At 33.7% G+C, this 15,674-nt stretch carries 13 protein-coding genes and 1 tRNA gene; all 14 read left to right on the top strand.

All coding sequences use genetic code 11. The features are described 5' to 3' along the window. Positions 1 to 33 precede the first annotated feature (33 nt). The 14 genes from mraY to J8L88_RS09070 all read left to right on the top strand — a co-directional run bounded on the left by mraY (position 34) and on the right by J8L88_RS09070 (position 15,665). Positions 34 to 1,263, top strand: coding sequence for a phospho-N-acetylmuramoyl-pentapeptide-transferase (gene mraY, locus J8L88_RS09135; RefSeq protein WP_027393117.1), 1,230 nt, complete (start codon positions 34 to 36; stop codon positions 1,261 to 1,263). A 1-nt stretch (position 1,264) separates the two neighbouring features. Further along, positions 1,265 to 2,599 carry a UDP-N-acetylmuramoyl-L-alanine--D-glutamate ligase gene (murD, locus tag J8L88_RS09130; protein WP_118389159.1) on the top strand — a complete coding sequence of 445 codons (1,335 nt, stop codon included), beginning with the start codon at positions 1,265 to 1,267 and terminating at the stop codon, positions 2,597 to 2,599. A 23-nt stretch (positions 2,600 to 2,622) separates the two neighbouring features. Further along, the gene (locus J8L88_RS09125; RefSeq protein WP_027393119.1) at positions 2,623 to 3,849 is read left to right on the top strand and encodes an FtsW/RodA/SpoVE family cell cycle protein; all 1,227 of its coding nucleotides are present in this window, start codon (positions 2,623 to 2,625) and stop codon (positions 3,847 to 3,849) included. Beyond that, positions 3,846 to 4,952, top strand: coding sequence for an undecaprenyldiphospho-muramoylpentapeptide beta-N-acetylglucosaminyltransferase (murG, locus tag J8L88_RS09120; RefSeq protein ID WP_027393120.1), 1,107 nt, complete (start codon positions 3,846 to 3,848; stop codon positions 4,950 to 4,952). The genes J8L88_RS09125 and murG overlap by 4 nt, the downstream gene beginning before the upstream one ends. An 8-nt stretch (positions 4,953 to 4,960) precedes the next feature. Continuing rightward, entirely contained in the window at positions 4,961 to 6,310 is a 1,350-nt protein-coding gene (gene murC, locus J8L88_RS09115) for a UDP-N-acetylmuramate--L-alanine ligase (protein WP_211060575.1), read from the top strand. Next, entirely contained in the window at positions 6,307 to 7,023 is a 717-nt protein-coding gene (locus J8L88_RS09110) for a cell division protein FtsQ/DivIB (RefSeq protein ID WP_027393122.1), read from the top strand. Before murC ends, J8L88_RS09110 begins: the two co-directional genes overlap by 4 nt. Positions 7,024 to 7,030: 7 nt before the next feature. Further along, positions 7,031 to 8,380, top strand: coding sequence for a cell division protein FtsA (ftsA, locus tag J8L88_RS09105; RefSeq protein WP_118389161.1), 1,350 nt, complete (start codon positions 7,031 to 7,033; stop codon positions 8,378 to 8,380). Positions 8,381 to 8,477: 97 nt separating this feature from the next. Next, on the top strand, positions 8,478 to 10,475 hold the full coding sequence (gene ftsZ, locus J8L88_RS09100) for a cell division protein FtsZ (RefSeq protein ID WP_118389163.1): 1,998 nt from the start codon (positions 8,478 to 8,480) through the stop codon (positions 10,473 to 10,475). 159 nt (positions 10,476 to 10,634) lie between these two features. Further along, the gene (locus J8L88_RS09095) at positions 10,635 to 11,084 is read left to right on the top strand and encodes a GatB/YqeY domain-containing protein (protein ID WP_211060574.1); all 450 of its coding nucleotides are present in this window, start codon (positions 10,635 to 10,637) and stop codon (positions 11,082 to 11,084) included. A 10-nt stretch (positions 11,085 to 11,094) separates the two neighbouring features. Beyond that, positions 11,095 to 11,168 (top strand) — tRNA-Arg (locus tag J8L88_RS09090). 227 nt (positions 11,169 to 11,395) lie between these two features. After that, a complete protein-coding gene (locus J8L88_RS09085) occupies positions 11,396 to 13,135 on the top strand; it encodes a DUF4397 domain-containing protein (RefSeq protein ID WP_211060573.1) in 1,740 nt (579 codons plus the stop codon). 406 nt (positions 13,136 to 13,541) lie between these two features. Next, entirely contained in the window at positions 13,542 to 14,105 is a 564-nt protein-coding gene (locus tag J8L88_RS09080) for a hypothetical protein (RefSeq protein ID WP_027395896.1), read from the top strand. A 7-nt stretch (positions 14,106 to 14,112) separates the two neighbouring features. Further along, positions 14,113 to 14,694: an acyltransferase gene (locus J8L88_RS09075; protein ID WP_027395895.1), complete on the top strand. Its 582-nt coding sequence runs from the start codon at positions 14,113 to 14,115 to the stop codon at positions 14,692 to 14,694. Further along, entirely contained in the window at positions 14,691 to 15,665 is a 975-nt protein-coding gene (locus J8L88_RS09070; RefSeq protein ID WP_027395894.1) for a Gfo/Idh/MocA family protein, read from the top strand. The genes J8L88_RS09075 and J8L88_RS09070 overlap by 4 nt, the downstream gene beginning before the upstream one ends. Positions 15,666 to 15,674: the final 9 nt, after the last annotated feature.

Below are 15,674 nucleotides of genomic sequence, written 5' to 3'. Positions count from 1 at the left end.
TGATTTGAATTAGGGTAAAAGGTAAAGATACATATGTTATATTATTTATTTCAATATTTAGAAAATGAGTACCAGTTTCCTGGAGCATCTTTGTTTCAGTTTATCACATTTAGAGCTGCCATGGCAATTATTTTATCGCTATTGATCTCTACTATATATGGTAAACGTATCATTGATTTTTTGAGAAAAAAACAAATGGGGGAAAGTATCAGAGAGCTTGGGTTAGAAGGGCAAGCAGAAAAAGCAGGTACGCCAACAATGGGTGGGATAATAATAATTTTAGCCACACTTGTTCCTGCATTACTTTTTGCTAAGCTGGATAATATCTATATCATTTTGTTGATTATTACTACTTTATGGATGGGTGTTATAGGGTTTACTGATGATTATTTAAAAATTAAAAAGAAGGATAAAGAAGGTTTAGCAGGTAGGTTTAAAGTTATCGGTCAAGTCGGTCTAGGTCTTATAGTAGGCTGTACAATGTATTTCCACGAAGATATCACTATTAAAGAAGAGAAACCTGGAGCAGATATTGCACAAATTACTAATGTAGATGGAGAATCGGATTTTAATCCTGCATTTAAATCTACAAAAACTACAATTCCTTTTTTTAAGAATAATGAATTTGATTACTCAAGTTTAATTACTTGGATTAGCCCTGATTTAGGTAAGTATGCTTGGTTGGTGTTTATACCAATCGTAATTATTATTGTGACAGCAGTGTCTAATGGCGCTAATCTAACCGACGGAATTGATGGGTTAGCAGCGGGGTCATCTGCAATTATTGTGCTCACACTAGCATTGTTTGCTTGGGTATCTGGTAATATCGTCTTTTCGGATTATTTAAATGTTATGTATATACCAAATTCTGGTGAAATGACCATTTATATTGCTGCGTTTGCCGGTGCTTTAGTAGGTTTCTTATGGTATAATACATATCCAGCTCAGGTCTTCATGGGCGATACGGGGAGTTTAACAATAGGAGGAATAATAGCTGTGATCGCGATTGCTATCAGAAAAGAGTTTTTGATCCCTATTGTATGTGGAATCTTTTTTATAGAAGTCGTATCTGTAATGATGCAAGTGAGTTGGTTTAAGTATACAAGAAAAAAATATGGGGAGGGACGTAGAATATTTCTAATGTCACCATTGCATCATCACTATCAGAAAAAAGGAATTCATGAAAGTAAGATTGTAGCTAGATTTTGGATTATTGGAATCTTTCTGGCAATTATAGCGGTGATTACTTTAAAAGTTAGATAAGGTGAAAAGACTAGTTGTATTGGGAGCAGGAGAAAGTGGGGTTGGAACGGCTATTCTTGGTAAAAAAGAAGGGTTTAAGGTATTTGTTTCTGATAAAGGAATAATTACAGATCATTATAAAAACGTTCTTAGAAGTTTTGAAATTGAATGGGAAGAGCAAAAGCATACAGAAGATAAAATTCTTACTGCCGATGTAGTCATGAAAAGCCCTGGAATCCCGGATAAGGTAGAGTTGATAAAAAAACTACATCAAAATGGAGTTCCAGTAATTTCAGAGATTGAATTTGCTTCAGAATTTACATCTGCAAAAATTGTAGGTATAACTGGAAGTAATGGAAAAACTACTACCACAATGCTTACACATCATGTGCTTAAAAATGGAGGGATAGATGTGAATATAGCAGGAAATATTGGAGATAGTTTTGCTAAACAAGTTGTAGAACATGATGCTCCATGTTATGTGCTAGAACTAAGTAGTTTTCAGCTTGATGGTATTAAAGATTTTGCGCCTCATATTGCTGTACTGACTAATATAACTCCTGATCATTTGGATAGATATGATTATAAATTTGAGAATTATATCGCTTCAAAATTTAGGATTACGATGAATCAAACAGAGCGGGATTATTTTATTTATGATGGAGATGATGAAGTAATCAAAAAGTATATAGAAAAACATCCTGTTCGTTCAAGATTGCTACCATTTTCTTTAAGAAATAAAGTAGAAAATGGAGCGTATTTGGAAGGAGAAAAAATAACAATAACAATAGACAACAACGAATTTACTATGCCAACAAAAGATTTAGCATTAAAAGGAAATCACAATGTGAAAAATGCTATGGCTGCTGCCACTGTATCACAATTATTGAAAATAAGAAAGACTACTATACGAGAATGTCTTGAGAATTTTCATGGAGTAGAGCATCGATTAGAGAATGTATTGAAAATTAATAATGTTCAATACGTGAATGATTCGAAGGCCACAAATGTTAATGCTACTTTTTATGCATTAGATGCCATGAAGTCTGCGACAGTTTGGATAGTTGGAGGTGTTGATAAAGGAAATGATTATACAGAGTTGTATCCTTTGGTTAACGAAAAAGTAAAAGCAATTATTTGTCTTGGAGTAGATAATTCTAAAATAATTAATGCTTTTGGTAATTGCGTAGATAATATTGTAGAGACGCAGTCTATGAAAGAAGCTGTGAATATGGCGTATAAGATTGCGGAACGAAACGAAAATGTTTTATTATCGCCTGCTTGCGCAAGTTTTGATCTTTTTAAAAACTATGAAGAACGTGGTAGACAGTTTAAAGAGGCAGTTCGAGAATTGTAATATTAAAATAATAGAAATATAAAGTGACAAAGGTTTTAAGAAATATAAAAGGGGATAAGGTAATATGGGCAATCGTTGCTCTGTTGGCATTATTTTCTTTTCTACCTGTTTATAGTGCGAGTAGTAACTTAGCATATTTATATGGGAATGGAAACACCTTTGTGTTTTTGGTAAAGCATTTTGCACATTTGCTTTTAGGGTTTGGAATTATGTATTGGGTCCATAAGATCCCATATCATTATTTTAAAGGACTTTCGATTATTATGTTGCCAGTTGTTGTAGTCTTGTTGTTGTTTACTATGGCTCAGAATAATACTATCGGAGGTGCTAATGCAAGTAGATGGATTCGTTTGCCATTTGTTGGTGTTACTTTTCAAACTTCCACCTTAGCTGCGGTTGTGTTGATGGCTTATGTGGCGAGATATTTATCTAAAATAAGAGATAAAAAAATAACTTTTAAAGAGTCGTTAATACCGCTTTGGTTGCCTGTATTTGTCATTTTGATGTTGATTTTACCTGCTAATTTTTCTACTGCTGCCATTATTTTTTCTATGGTAATCATGTTGGTTTTTTTGGGAGGATATCCAATGAAACATATTGTGGTTGTATTAGGAACAGGTTTGTTAGCACTAACATTCTTTATTCTTACCGCAAAAGCGTTTCCGGATGCTTTTCCTAATAGGGTTGATACTTGGGTAAGTAGAGCAGAAAACTTTTTTAATGATAAGGATACGCCAGAAGATTATCAGATAGAACGAGCAAAAATAGCTATTGCAAGAGGCGGAGTAATAGGTCAAGGTCCTGGCAAAAGTGTGCAAAGAAATTTTTTGCCACAATCTTCTTCGGATTTTATTTATGCAATTATTATAGAAGAGTGGGGATTAGTTGGAGGAGTTTTTCTAATGTTTCTTTACTTAATGTTGTTGTTTAGATTGGTTATTGTCGCCCATAAAAGTGAAGATGTTTTTGGGAAATTATTAGTAATAGGTGTAGGATTGCCCATCGTATTTCAAGCATTAATTAATATGGCCGTTGCTGTAGAATTGTTTCCAGTTACAGGTCAGACCCTTCCTTTGGTTAGTAGCGGAGGGACATCAATTTGGATGACTTGTATGGCAATAGGTATGGTGTTAAGTATAAGTAGTAAAAGAAGTGTGTCAGAAGAAGAAGGAACTACTGATGATACTGTAAAAGATAATCTAGATACTAAAGAACAAAACCCGTTAGAGGTGTTGAGCGAAGCAATATGAAACAACAACCAAGAATCATATTATCAGGTGGAGGAACAGGAGGACATATTTATCCTGCAATTTCTATAGCTAATGAATTAAAGGCTAGGTACCCAGAAGCGGCTATATTATTTGTAGGAGCTAAGGATCGTATGGAAATGCAAAAGGTTCCAGAAGCGGGTTATGAGATAGAGGGATTGTGGATAAGTGGTATCCAACGTAAATTATCATTGAGTAATTTGTTGTTTCCTTTTAAGTTGTTGAGTAGTCTTTGGAAATCAAAAAAGATTATTAAAAAGTTTGCTCCTGATGTAGTAATAGGTACAGGTGGATTTGCAAGTGGACCTTTGTTAAAGAAAGCAAATTCAGCAAAAATCCCAACAGTGCTTCAGGAACAAAATTCTTATCCAGGTATTACGAATAAATGGTTAGCAAAAGGGGCTAATAAAATATGTGTTGCTTACGATAATATGGATCGCTTTTTTCCTAAAGATAAAATAGTGAAAACAGGCAATCCGGTTCGGCAAGATTTGTTAGAAATTAAAAGTAAAAGAGAGAATGCGATTGTTAAATATAATTTAGATTCTGAAAAGAAAACAATTTTGGTGATCGGAGGAAGTCTTGGAGCTAGGAGAGTGAATCAATTAGTAGAGAAAGAATTGATGTTTTTTGAGGAAAAAGGAGTTCAAATACTTTGGCAATGTGGAAAGTTGTACTACGATGAATATAGAAAATACGATGGTAATAAAGATGTTCAGGTTCACCAATTTCTAGATACCATGGACTTGGCATATGCGGCAGCTGATGTAATTGTTTCTAGAGCTGGAGCTAGTTCTGTTTCAGAATTATGTATTGTAGCAAAACCAACTTTGTTTATTCCTTCTCCAAACGTAGCTGAGGATCATCAGACTAAAAATGCTGATGCAATCGTAAGTAAAAATGGGGCTAAGATGTTAAAAGAAATTGAGCTAGATGAAAAGTTTCAGAAAACTGTTTCTCAATTACTGTCATCAGAGGCAATGCAAATTAAGTTAACACACGCAATAAAAAAAATGGCATTACCAAATGCTACGAAAGATATAGTTGATGAAATAGAGCAACTAATTAGAAAAGATAATGGTTAGGTTGAATAATGAGTAAAGAACTAAAAGATATAAAGAATATATATTTTATCGGTATCGGTGGTATCGGTATGAGTGCGCTTGCTCGATATTTTAAGTTTTTAGGAAAAAATGTGGCAGGGTATGATAAAACCTCCACACAAATAACATCAGATTTAGAAGATCTAGGAATTTCTATTCATTTCGAAGATGATATCAAGGCAATTCCAAACTCATTTTTAAATGTTAAGGAAACATTGGTTGTCTATACTCCTGCAATTCCTATTACTCATTCAGAATTAAATCATCTAAAGAGTAATGATTTTGTAATTAAAAAGAGAGCAGAAGTTTTAGGTGTTATTACTCAAGGAACGTATACGTTAGCAGTGGCTGGAACTCATGGAAAAACAACAACAACTGCTATTTTAGCACATTTATTAAAAGCGAGTGGAGCAAAAGTTACCGCTTTTTTAGGCGGCATAAGTGAGAACTATAATTCGAACCTAGTTCTAGAAGGAAATGATGTGGTAGTGGTAGAAGCAGATGAATTTGATAGGTCGTTTTTACAGTTGTATCCAGATGTTGTAGCTGTTACCTCTATGGACGCTGATCATCTTGATATTTATAAAGAAGCAAATGCATTAGAAGAATCCTTTATTGAGTTTTCTTCTAGAGCGAAGGATCATCTTTTAGTCTGTAATGGTTTGCCTTTATCGGGCAGTACATTTGGGGTAGAAGATGGAGCTGATTATTGTGCTCAAAATATTAAGATTGATAATGGGACCTATATTTTTGACTTAAAAACACCAACTCAAGTTATTAAGGATTTGCATTTAAACCTGCCAGGTAAACATAACTTGTTAAATGCTATCACAGCCTTTGCTATGGCAATGCTTTACGGCTCCCCGACCGCTGCCTTAGCAAAGGCTTTATTTTCTTTTAAAGGAGTTCAAAGACGTTTTAGCTATCAAATTAAATCCGATGATCTTGTATTTGTAGACGATTATGCACATCATCCTACAGAGATTAATGCATTACATCAAGCGATAAGAGAAATGCATCCAGGAAAAAAAGTTTTGGCAATTTTTCAACCACATTTGTTTACCAGAACAAAAGATTTTGGATTAGAGTTTGCAGAAAGCTTAGGGCAATTTGATCAATTATTATTGTTAGATATATACCCTGCTAGAGAATTGCCAATAGATGGGGTGACTTCAGAATGGTTATTAGAAATGATACATCTCGACGATAAAAAATTAGTAAAAAAGAATCATTTAGTAGATGAAATTTTGAAAAGTAATGCTCAGGTGATTACCACAATTGGAGCAGGGGATATAGGAGAAGAAGTAAGTGTTATAAAAGAAGCATTGTTGACGGTATGAAGAAGATTTTAACATACGCAAAGTTTATTGGTCTCGTTGGATTGATCATATTTCTTTTTGCTTTTACAGGGGGTAGAAACGAGAAAAGAAAGATAAAAGAAGTAGAAATAGAATTCGTTGAAGAACAGAATCCTTACATAAATGAATTAACGGTTAATAAATTGTTAATACAAAATCAGGTAGGGGTGACGGATGTAGGTAAAGAAATTTTAGTTTTGAATATTGTAGAGAAGGGGCTGGATACACACAAAATGATAGAAGATTCAGATGTGTATCTTACAGTAAACGGGCAACTTAAGGCGAGAATTAAACAGCGTACTCCAATAGCTAGGGTAAATGCGGTTATTCCTTTTTATGTTGATGTTACTGGAAATACGATGCCATTATCGGATAATTATTCAGCTCATGTTCCTCTAGTAAGCAATGTTTCAGAACGAGAAGTTTCAGAAGTTTTTCCATTATTACGAAAAATTCAGAAAGATGAGTTTTTAAAAAAACACGTAGTGAGTGTTTATCGAAATGTAAGCGGACATTATGAATTAGGATTGCGTGTTTATGATTTCGACGTAGTTTTTGGAAAAATTGAAAATTTAGGTAGTAAGGTTAGAAATTTTAAAGCCTTTTATCAAAAAGCTTTAAAAGATAAAAGCTTAGAAAAATATAAGAAAGTTAGTTTACAGTTTAGGAATCAAGTTGTGTGTACAATAAAATGATACCAATATGGCAAGAGAAGAACATGAAATAGCGGTAGGATTAGATATAGGAACAACTAAGATTGTTGCTATGGTCGGGCGGTATAATGAGTATGGAAAGATGGAAGTTTTAGGTGTTGGTAAGTCCAAAAGCCTTGGGGTACATCGTGGCGTAGTAAATAATATTACACAAACAATACAATCTATACAACAAGCGGTTCAGGAAGCAGAAAGTGTTTCTGGAGTAAAAATAAGTGAAGTAACAGTAGGAATAGCTGGTCAACACATAAGAAGTTTACAGCATAGTGATTATATCACACGTCCTAATGCAGATGCGGTTATTGATGAAGATGATATTGATACACTTTGTAATCAGGTTCATAAACTGGTAATGCTACCAGGAGAAGAAATATTGCATGTACTTCCGCAAGAATATAAAGTCGATGGGCAGGCAGAAATAAAAGAACCTGTTGGAATGTATGGTGGGCGTTTAGAGGCTAATTTCCACGTGGTAGTTGGTCAGGTAACTTCTATTCGTAATATCGGAAGGTGTGTCAAAAGTTCTGGATTAGAATTATCGGATGTTACGTTAGAGCCGCTAGCTTCTGCAAACGCTGTGTTAAGTCAAGAAGAAAAAGAAGCAGGTGTAGCATTAATTGATATAGGAGGTGGAACTACAGATCTAGCAATTTTTAAAGATGGAATTATACGTCATACAGCGGTTATACCGTTTGGAGGGAACGTAATAACCGAGGATATAAAAGAAGGTTGTTCCATTATAGAAAAACAAGCAGAACTGCTTAAAATTAAATTTGGATCTGCTTGGCCAGGAGAAAATAAGGACAATGAAATAGTTTCCATTCCAGGATTAAGAGGAAGAGAACCAAAAGAGATTACGTTAAAAAATTTATCTAAAATTATTCATGCCCGTGTAGTGGAGATTATAGAACAGGTTTTTTTAGAAATAAAAAATTATGGTCATGAGTCACCAAAGAAAAAGTTAATTGCAGGAATTGTATTAACAGGTGGAGGATCACAATTAAAACATCTAAAACAACTAGTAGAATATATAACAGGTATGGATACCAGAATTGGATATCCAAATGAGCATTTAGCAGGTAATAGTGATCCAGAAACTACAAGTCCAATGTATGCGACAGCAGTTGGTTTGGTTATGGATAGTCTTGTACATATTAGTAAACAGAAAAAAGCAGCGGTAAAAGAAGCTGTAGTAGAAGAGGAGCAGAAAGAAGAAACAGCAACTATTGAGGGAGAAGGTATCGAGGAAGAAAAGCCAGTAGTTGATAGCAGACCTAGAAAAAATATTCTGGAGAAATGGACGGAAAAGTTCAAGGAGTTTCTTGATAACGCAGAGTAAAACCGAGCGTTGAAGATGTAGATAAGTAAGCCTCTTTTTAGAATAAAAAATTAAGATATTTAAAAATAAAAGTAAGAGAACAAGAAAATTAGCAATTATGAGTGACAACGAGGAGTTCGAAAACATTTCTTTTGATTTACCCAAGAATCAATCAAATGTAATTAAAGTTATTGGAGTTGGAGGAGGTGGTAGTAATGCCATTAATCATATGTTCCAGCAGGGGATCAAAGGAGTTGATTTCGTTATTTGTAATACAGATGCGCAAGCATTAGAAAATAGTCCTATTCCGAATAAGATACAGTTGGGAGTGTCTCTTACAGAAGGATTAGGAGCTGGTGCAAATCCAGAAGTGGGTGAGCAATCAGCTGTAGAGAGTTATGAAGAGATAAAACGAATGTTAGACACCAATACCAAAATGATTTTTATCACTGCTGGTATGGGTGGAGGAACAGGAACAGGTGCGGCGCCTATTATTGCTAAAATGGCAAGAGAGTTAGATATTCTAACGGTAGGGATTGTTACTATTCCGTTTCAGTTCGAAGGAAAAATGCGTAATGAACAAGCACAGTTAGGTGTAGAAAAACTTCGTGCGCACGTAGATTCTTTAGTTGTTATTAATAATAATAAACTACGAGAAGTATATGGTAACTTAGGTTTTAAAGCAGGTTTCTCTAAAGCAGATGAGGTATTAGCTACAGCATCTAGAGGAATTGCAGAAGTAATAACACATCACTATACGCAGAATATAGATTTACGTGATGCAAAAACAGTACTTAGTAATAGTGGTACAGCAATAATGGGGTCTGCTAATGCCTCAGGAGCTAAACGTGCTCACGATGCTATTGTAAAAGCATTGGATTCACCATTACTTAATGATAATAAAATTACAGGAGCTAAAAATGTATTATTGCTAATTGTTTCTGGAAAAGAAGAAATTACTATTGATGAAATTGGAGAAATTAATGATCATATTCAACAAGAAGCTGGTCATGGTGCCAACATCATTATGGGAGTTGGAGAAGATGAGTCATTAGAAGATGCAATTTCTGTAACTGTTATTGCGACCGGTTTTGATGTAGAACAACAAGATGAAATTGTTAATACTGAAACAAAAAGAATAATTCATACATTAGAAGAAGAACAAAGAGCAACAACCCAAGATTTAACACCTAAATCAACTTCTAAAAGTACTCCTGAGATAACTCCTGTACCACAAAAAGAAGTGGTTAAGGAAGAACCGATAATTATTAAACATGAGTTAATAGAAGAAGAGGAAGAGGACATTAATGAATCTTTGTTATTACCGACAACAGAATTTTTAAAGAATATAGATGTTGTAGATCATGAAGAGGTAAGCCCTTTCTCCGTAGATAGTGATTTTGTGATTATTAATGCTCAAGATATTATTAATCAAATAGAGGTTAATGACGCAAATGAAATAGCATTAGCTAAGGAAGAACAGGAGAAGGAGGAAGACCAATTTACATTGGCTTTTGATATGCCTGTAAGTGGAAATGAAGAGCAAAATATAGAAGCGATTGATCCTACACCTCCTGTTGTAAAACAGGAAGAAGAAGAAAAACCAATTGTTTTCGATCTAACAGATGATATTTTAGAAGTTGAGGTAAATGAACCTATAGAAGTAGTTCCAGTAAGCGAAACAGTAGCGGGAGGAGTTCGTAAGTATAGTCTTGAAGAGTATATGGAAGAAGAGAAAAGACTTACTGATGCTAAACCTGCAGCTGAGGTAATAGAGGAGGATAAGGAAGTAGCTTTTGAAAAGAAGACTGTTGCTCCAACTCCAGAACAAGAACCTTCAGAAAACGCTGATCCTGTAGATCAACCGATTTCAGAAACTCTAAAAGCTAGAGCTGCAGAACGCAGAGCTAAAATGAAGGAGTTTAATTATAAGTTTAGAAATAATGCTTCTAATATTGATGATATTGAGAAAGAACCTGCTTATAAACGTGCCGGATTAGATGTAGATTCTAAGCCTGGGTCGTCTGAATTGTCTAGAACTTCATTAGGTACAGATAGCAATGATGATATTCAATTACGAAAAAACAATTCCTTTTTACATGATAATGTAGATTAAAAATCTATTAGTATTGTTCGAAAGGATGTAATATTTGCCATTCCAGTGTAGACTGGAATCCAAAAATTTAGTAATAATAAATAAACTAAACCGATAATCTAAAATGGATTATCGGTTTATTTTTTATCTTCGCAATCCAAAAGATTAAAACCACTAGTTATGAGTTTACAGGCCAAAGTAATGACAGCCATGAAAGAAGCAATGAAAGCTAAAGATACCAATGCTTTAACATCATTGCGTGCTATTAAATCTGCTATTTTATTAGCTCAAACCGAAAGTGGAGCAAAAGAAGAATTAACAGAAGATCAAGAGTTAAAACTATTACAGAAATTAGTAAAACAACGTAAGGATAGTGCAAGTATTTTTACCGAACAAGGAAGAGATGATCTAGCACAACCAGAAATTGATCAAGCACAAGTAATCGAGCAGTTTTTACCTGAGCAAATGAGCGAGGAAGAAATAGAAAAGGTAATTGTAGGTATAATTGCTAAAACTGGTGCTTCTGGTATGAAAGATATGGGGAAAGTGATGGGAATGGCGTCCGGACAATTAACTGGTAAAGCTGATGGAAAAACGATCTCTACTATTGTAAAAGCTAAGTTGTCTTAAAAAAATAATAGGCCCAGTGGCGCAACTGAATAGCGCATCAGATTTCGGCTCTGAGGGTTGGGGGTTTGAATCCCTCCTGGGTCACTCAAAAAGACAAGCATTTAGCTTGTCTTTTTTTTGTTTTATAATATTAGCTTGATCCTGTTTTTCTGATAAATACGCTACTGGTAAACTCCAAAGAGGTTTGCTAAAATTTGGTTTTTTATAACATTTTATTGGTAAAATTTTATTAAATGTTCGAATGCTTAAGGTTTTTAAATACCTTAAATTGAGTGTGTTAAGTAAATTATTACACACTAATCGTCATAACCATGAAAAAATCAACTTACCTATTTATGTTTGTTTTCCTGTTAATAGGGAATTATACAATCGCTCAAACAGCGAGAGTTCAGTTAATACATAATTCACCAGATTTGGCAGCCGCCACGGTAGATATTTATGTAAATGGAAGTATCCCAGATGCTTCTTTGGATAACATAATGTTTCGAACAGCTTCTCCATTTTTAACCGTTCCAACAGATACGGCATTAACAATTGATATTACTGCTCCTGATGCAGTGGATAATAGTAGTCCTATTTTTACCAAACAACTAAACCTAGCAGATGGATTTACATATATTTTGGTTGCTGATGGTATAGTAAGTGACACAGGATATGAACCAAATATTCCTTTTGATGTTTTTAGTTATGCTTTTGGACAAGAATCTGGATTAAATGGAGTTTCTAATACGGATATTGTTTTGCATCACGGAGGAGTGGATGCTCCAACAGAGATTGATATTATTGATGGAGCGGCAGCACCGGGAGCACCAGCAATTTTTAATAGTGCTGATTATGGAACTTTTGTTGGAAGAGATAATTCTGAAACTACTAATGGAAGATATAAATCATTGCCTTCTATTGATTATGTTATAAAGGTTACTGATGAAGCTACTGTAGAAACTATAGAAGCTTATGATGCCACGTTAACCGATTTAGAAGGGGTTAATTTAGCTGGTGATGCAGTTGTACTTGTTGCTAGTGGATTTTTAGATCCTACGGTAAATAGTGATGGAGATGATTTTGGATTATTCGTGTTTAGTGCACTTGGAGGAGGTGGCGTTGGATTAGAAATTCCTGCAGTTCCTAAGGCTTCAGTTCAGTTGATTCATAATAGTCCGGATGCTGGCCCAGTAGATGTTTATGTAGAAAATGTATTAACATTTGAGGATGTGAATTTTAGAGTAGCGAGCCCTTTTTTCGAAACGTTTGCAAAAATTAACCTCAAAATTGATGTTAGACCTGCTAATGCTACTGCTACTTCTATTCCAGTTTTATCGGAAATAGTAACTCTAGATGAAAATAACGATTATATTATTGTGGTAGATGGTTTAGTTAATGGTTCTGGCGCTAGTGCATTGAATTATGAAATATATGATTTAGCAAGACAAGCAGCTAATGATAATACTAAAGTAGATGTTTTAGTACATCACGGATCACCAGATACTCCATCAGTAGATATTTTCGAAACAGCAATTACAAATGGAGCGGAATTAGTTGATAATATTTCATATACCGATTTTGACGGATACCAAACATTAGACCCTACAGCTTATGTTTTGGAGATAAGAGAAGAAGGAACAACAAATGTGCTTAATGAAAGTAATGCGGATATATCAGGATTTATTGGGCAATCTATAACAATTATAGCAAGTGGTTTGCTTACACCTTCATCAGGAAATGAAGATCAAGCGTTAGAGTTGTATGTGTTTACTTCTAGTGGAGGTGCAGGTATTGGATTAGGAAATACACTTTCTGTAGATGAATTTAATGAAAGTAATACACGAATTTGGCCGAACCCTGTATTATCCGAAGTAAATATTCAAATCCCTTTTTTATATAATAAAGGAACTGTTCAAATTTTTGATATTATAGGAAAACAAATGATTTCAGAGAATTTAGAGAAGAATACAGTAAATACTGTTGATGTTTCTCAACTTGGAACAGGGATATATATTCTTCAATTAAATATTGATGACAAAAACCTTACTACTAAAATTGAAATTAGATAGAATTTTTTAACATATTAATTTTAAAAGCATTTATATAGAAAACAGGTCGCCTTTTGGTAACCTGTTTTTTTATAAAATGAAGTTTGTAATTCTAGTTTTGTTTTACAGTTAACGAAAATTTTGCGTTTTGATCGATAATAAGCACTTTTTAAAATACGCAATAGAAGTATTAAGATTGAAAATTGTAAAATTCGTGATATATAGGAAAAATTGTGATTAAAAATAACCTGATTATGATTGTCTATTTAGGTTGTACTAATTGCTATAAACTTATCAGAGTAATGAAAAATATGTGTATTCCAAAGCTGTAAAATGTTATGGAGGTATACGAATAAATGTTCTCTTTACGTTATGATTAATAAAATGTATGATGAAAGTTGTTAGCATATGCTTATGTCTTTTTTTTATGTTTACGACGATAGATGTTAATTCACAAGCATATCTTGATGATGATAATCCTTGGATTCTTGGATTTGGATTAAATGTGATTTATGATTCTGGAGAAGGAATTAATGGAGTTTTTGATGTTAAAGACAACTATAATTATAGTAATCCATTTAGAATTGTCATAGAGAAAAGATTTAAGAATGATTATGGTTTTGAAGTTGCTGGATCTTTTAATAGATTTTTGGAAGGTAAAAATGTAAATGGAAGTATAGCAAGAGAGGATACCAATTTTTTTGGAATAGAAGGAATGTTTAAATATTACCTAACAAATCTATATCTTAATAAGTATAGAGCAATGTATGAAGGGTATATGAGTTCTGGCGTTGGCGTTGGATTTTATAATGGCGAAATGGCAACAACGGCTAATGTTGGTATAGGTGTTAATTACTATATTACTGAGAGTTTACGTCTTAATGGACAGGTTACTGGAAATTTTTCAGTGGATAATAGTAAAGTAGGAAGTAATTATATTCAATATAACCTTGGTTTTATTATAAGACTTAAGGATGATGATTTTAACTAAATAATAAATGGACCAAGAATATTTTGTGCACAAATCATCTTATGTGGATGATAACTGTAGCATTGGTAAAGGAACCAAAATATGGCATTTTTCTCATATAATGTCTTCAAGTCAAATTGGAGAAAATTGTAATATAGGACAAAATGTAGTGATATCTCCAGAAGTGATTATTGGTAATAATGTGAAAATTCAGAATAATGTATCAGTATATACAGGAGTGATCTGTGATGATGATGTTTTTCTGGGGCCTTCTTGCGTATTTACCAATGTGATTAATCCAAGAAGTGCAGTTAATAGGAGAGGGCAATATACTAAAACTCATATCGGCAAAGGTGCTTCCATTGGAGCGAATGCTACCATTGTATGCGGGCATGATATAGGCGCATATGCTTTTATAGGCGCTGGTGCTGTAGTAACAAAAACTATTAAATCATATGCTCTAGTAGTTGGTAATCCAGCAAAACAAATAGGTTGGATGAGTGAATATGGACATCGATTAAATTTTGATACCAATGGATGGTCTGTTTGCCCAGAAAGTAACGAAACATATAGATTAGAAAATAAAACTGTCTCAAAACAAAAAAAATGAACAAAAACTTTGCTATTGTAGGGGTAGGAGGATATATCGCACCCCGTCATTTGAAAGCTATTAAGGATACCAATAATAATTTAATCGCAGCCTTAGATAAATTCGACAGTGTTGGAATTATGGATAGTTATTTTCCGGAAGCTCATTTTTTTGTGGAGTTCGAAAGGTTTGATAGGCATATAGAGAAAATAAAAAGGAGGAAAAACATAGCATTAGATTATGTTAGTATCTGTACTCCTAATTACCTTCATGATTCTCATATAAGGATGGCATTACGAAGAGGAGCACATGCTATTTGTGAAAAACCAATAGTTATAAATCCTTGGAATGTGGATCAGCTGATAGAGATTGAAAATGAATCAGAACATAATGTATATTCGATTTTGCAGCTTAGAATTCATGAAAGTATTATTGCTTTAAAAAAGAAAGTTGATCAAGGACCAAAAGATAAAATATATGATATTGACTTAACATATCTAACTTCTAGAGGAAATTGGTATTATACTTCTTGGAAAGGGGATGTTTCTAAATCTGGAGGAATAGCAACAAATATAGGAGTGCATTTTTATGACATGTTATCATGGATATTTGGTAAAGTAACTAAAAATGTGGTTCATAAACTTACCGATGATACGGCTGCAGGATATTTAGAATTTGAGAAAGCAAGAGTACGATGGTTTTTATCTATTGATTACAATAATATTCCTGAAAAGGTTAAAAAAGAAGGAAAAAGAACTTACCGATCAATTACCGTAAATGGAGAAGAAATTGAATTTAGTGGAGGATTTACTGAATTGCATACAAATAGTTACAAATCAATCCTAAATGGCAATGGTTATGGACTAAAAGATGCAAGACAATCTATAGAAATTGTTCACGATATCCGAAATGCTTCTATTTCCGAATTAAAGAATGATTATCATCCTTTTCTAAAGTCTACTAAGGATGGACTTTTAAAAAGTAATGTTTAATCTCATAGA

It is taken from the genome of Aquimarina sp. MMG015 (genome assembly GCF_018100855.1).
In the GTDB taxonomy this organism is placed as follows: domain Bacteria; phylum Bacteroidota; class Bacteroidia; order Flavobacteriales; family Flavobacteriaceae; genus Aquimarina; species Aquimarina latercula.
The sequence above is the reverse complement of the archived record's forward strand: the minus strand, read 5'-3'. Positions and strand labels throughout refer to the sequence as shown.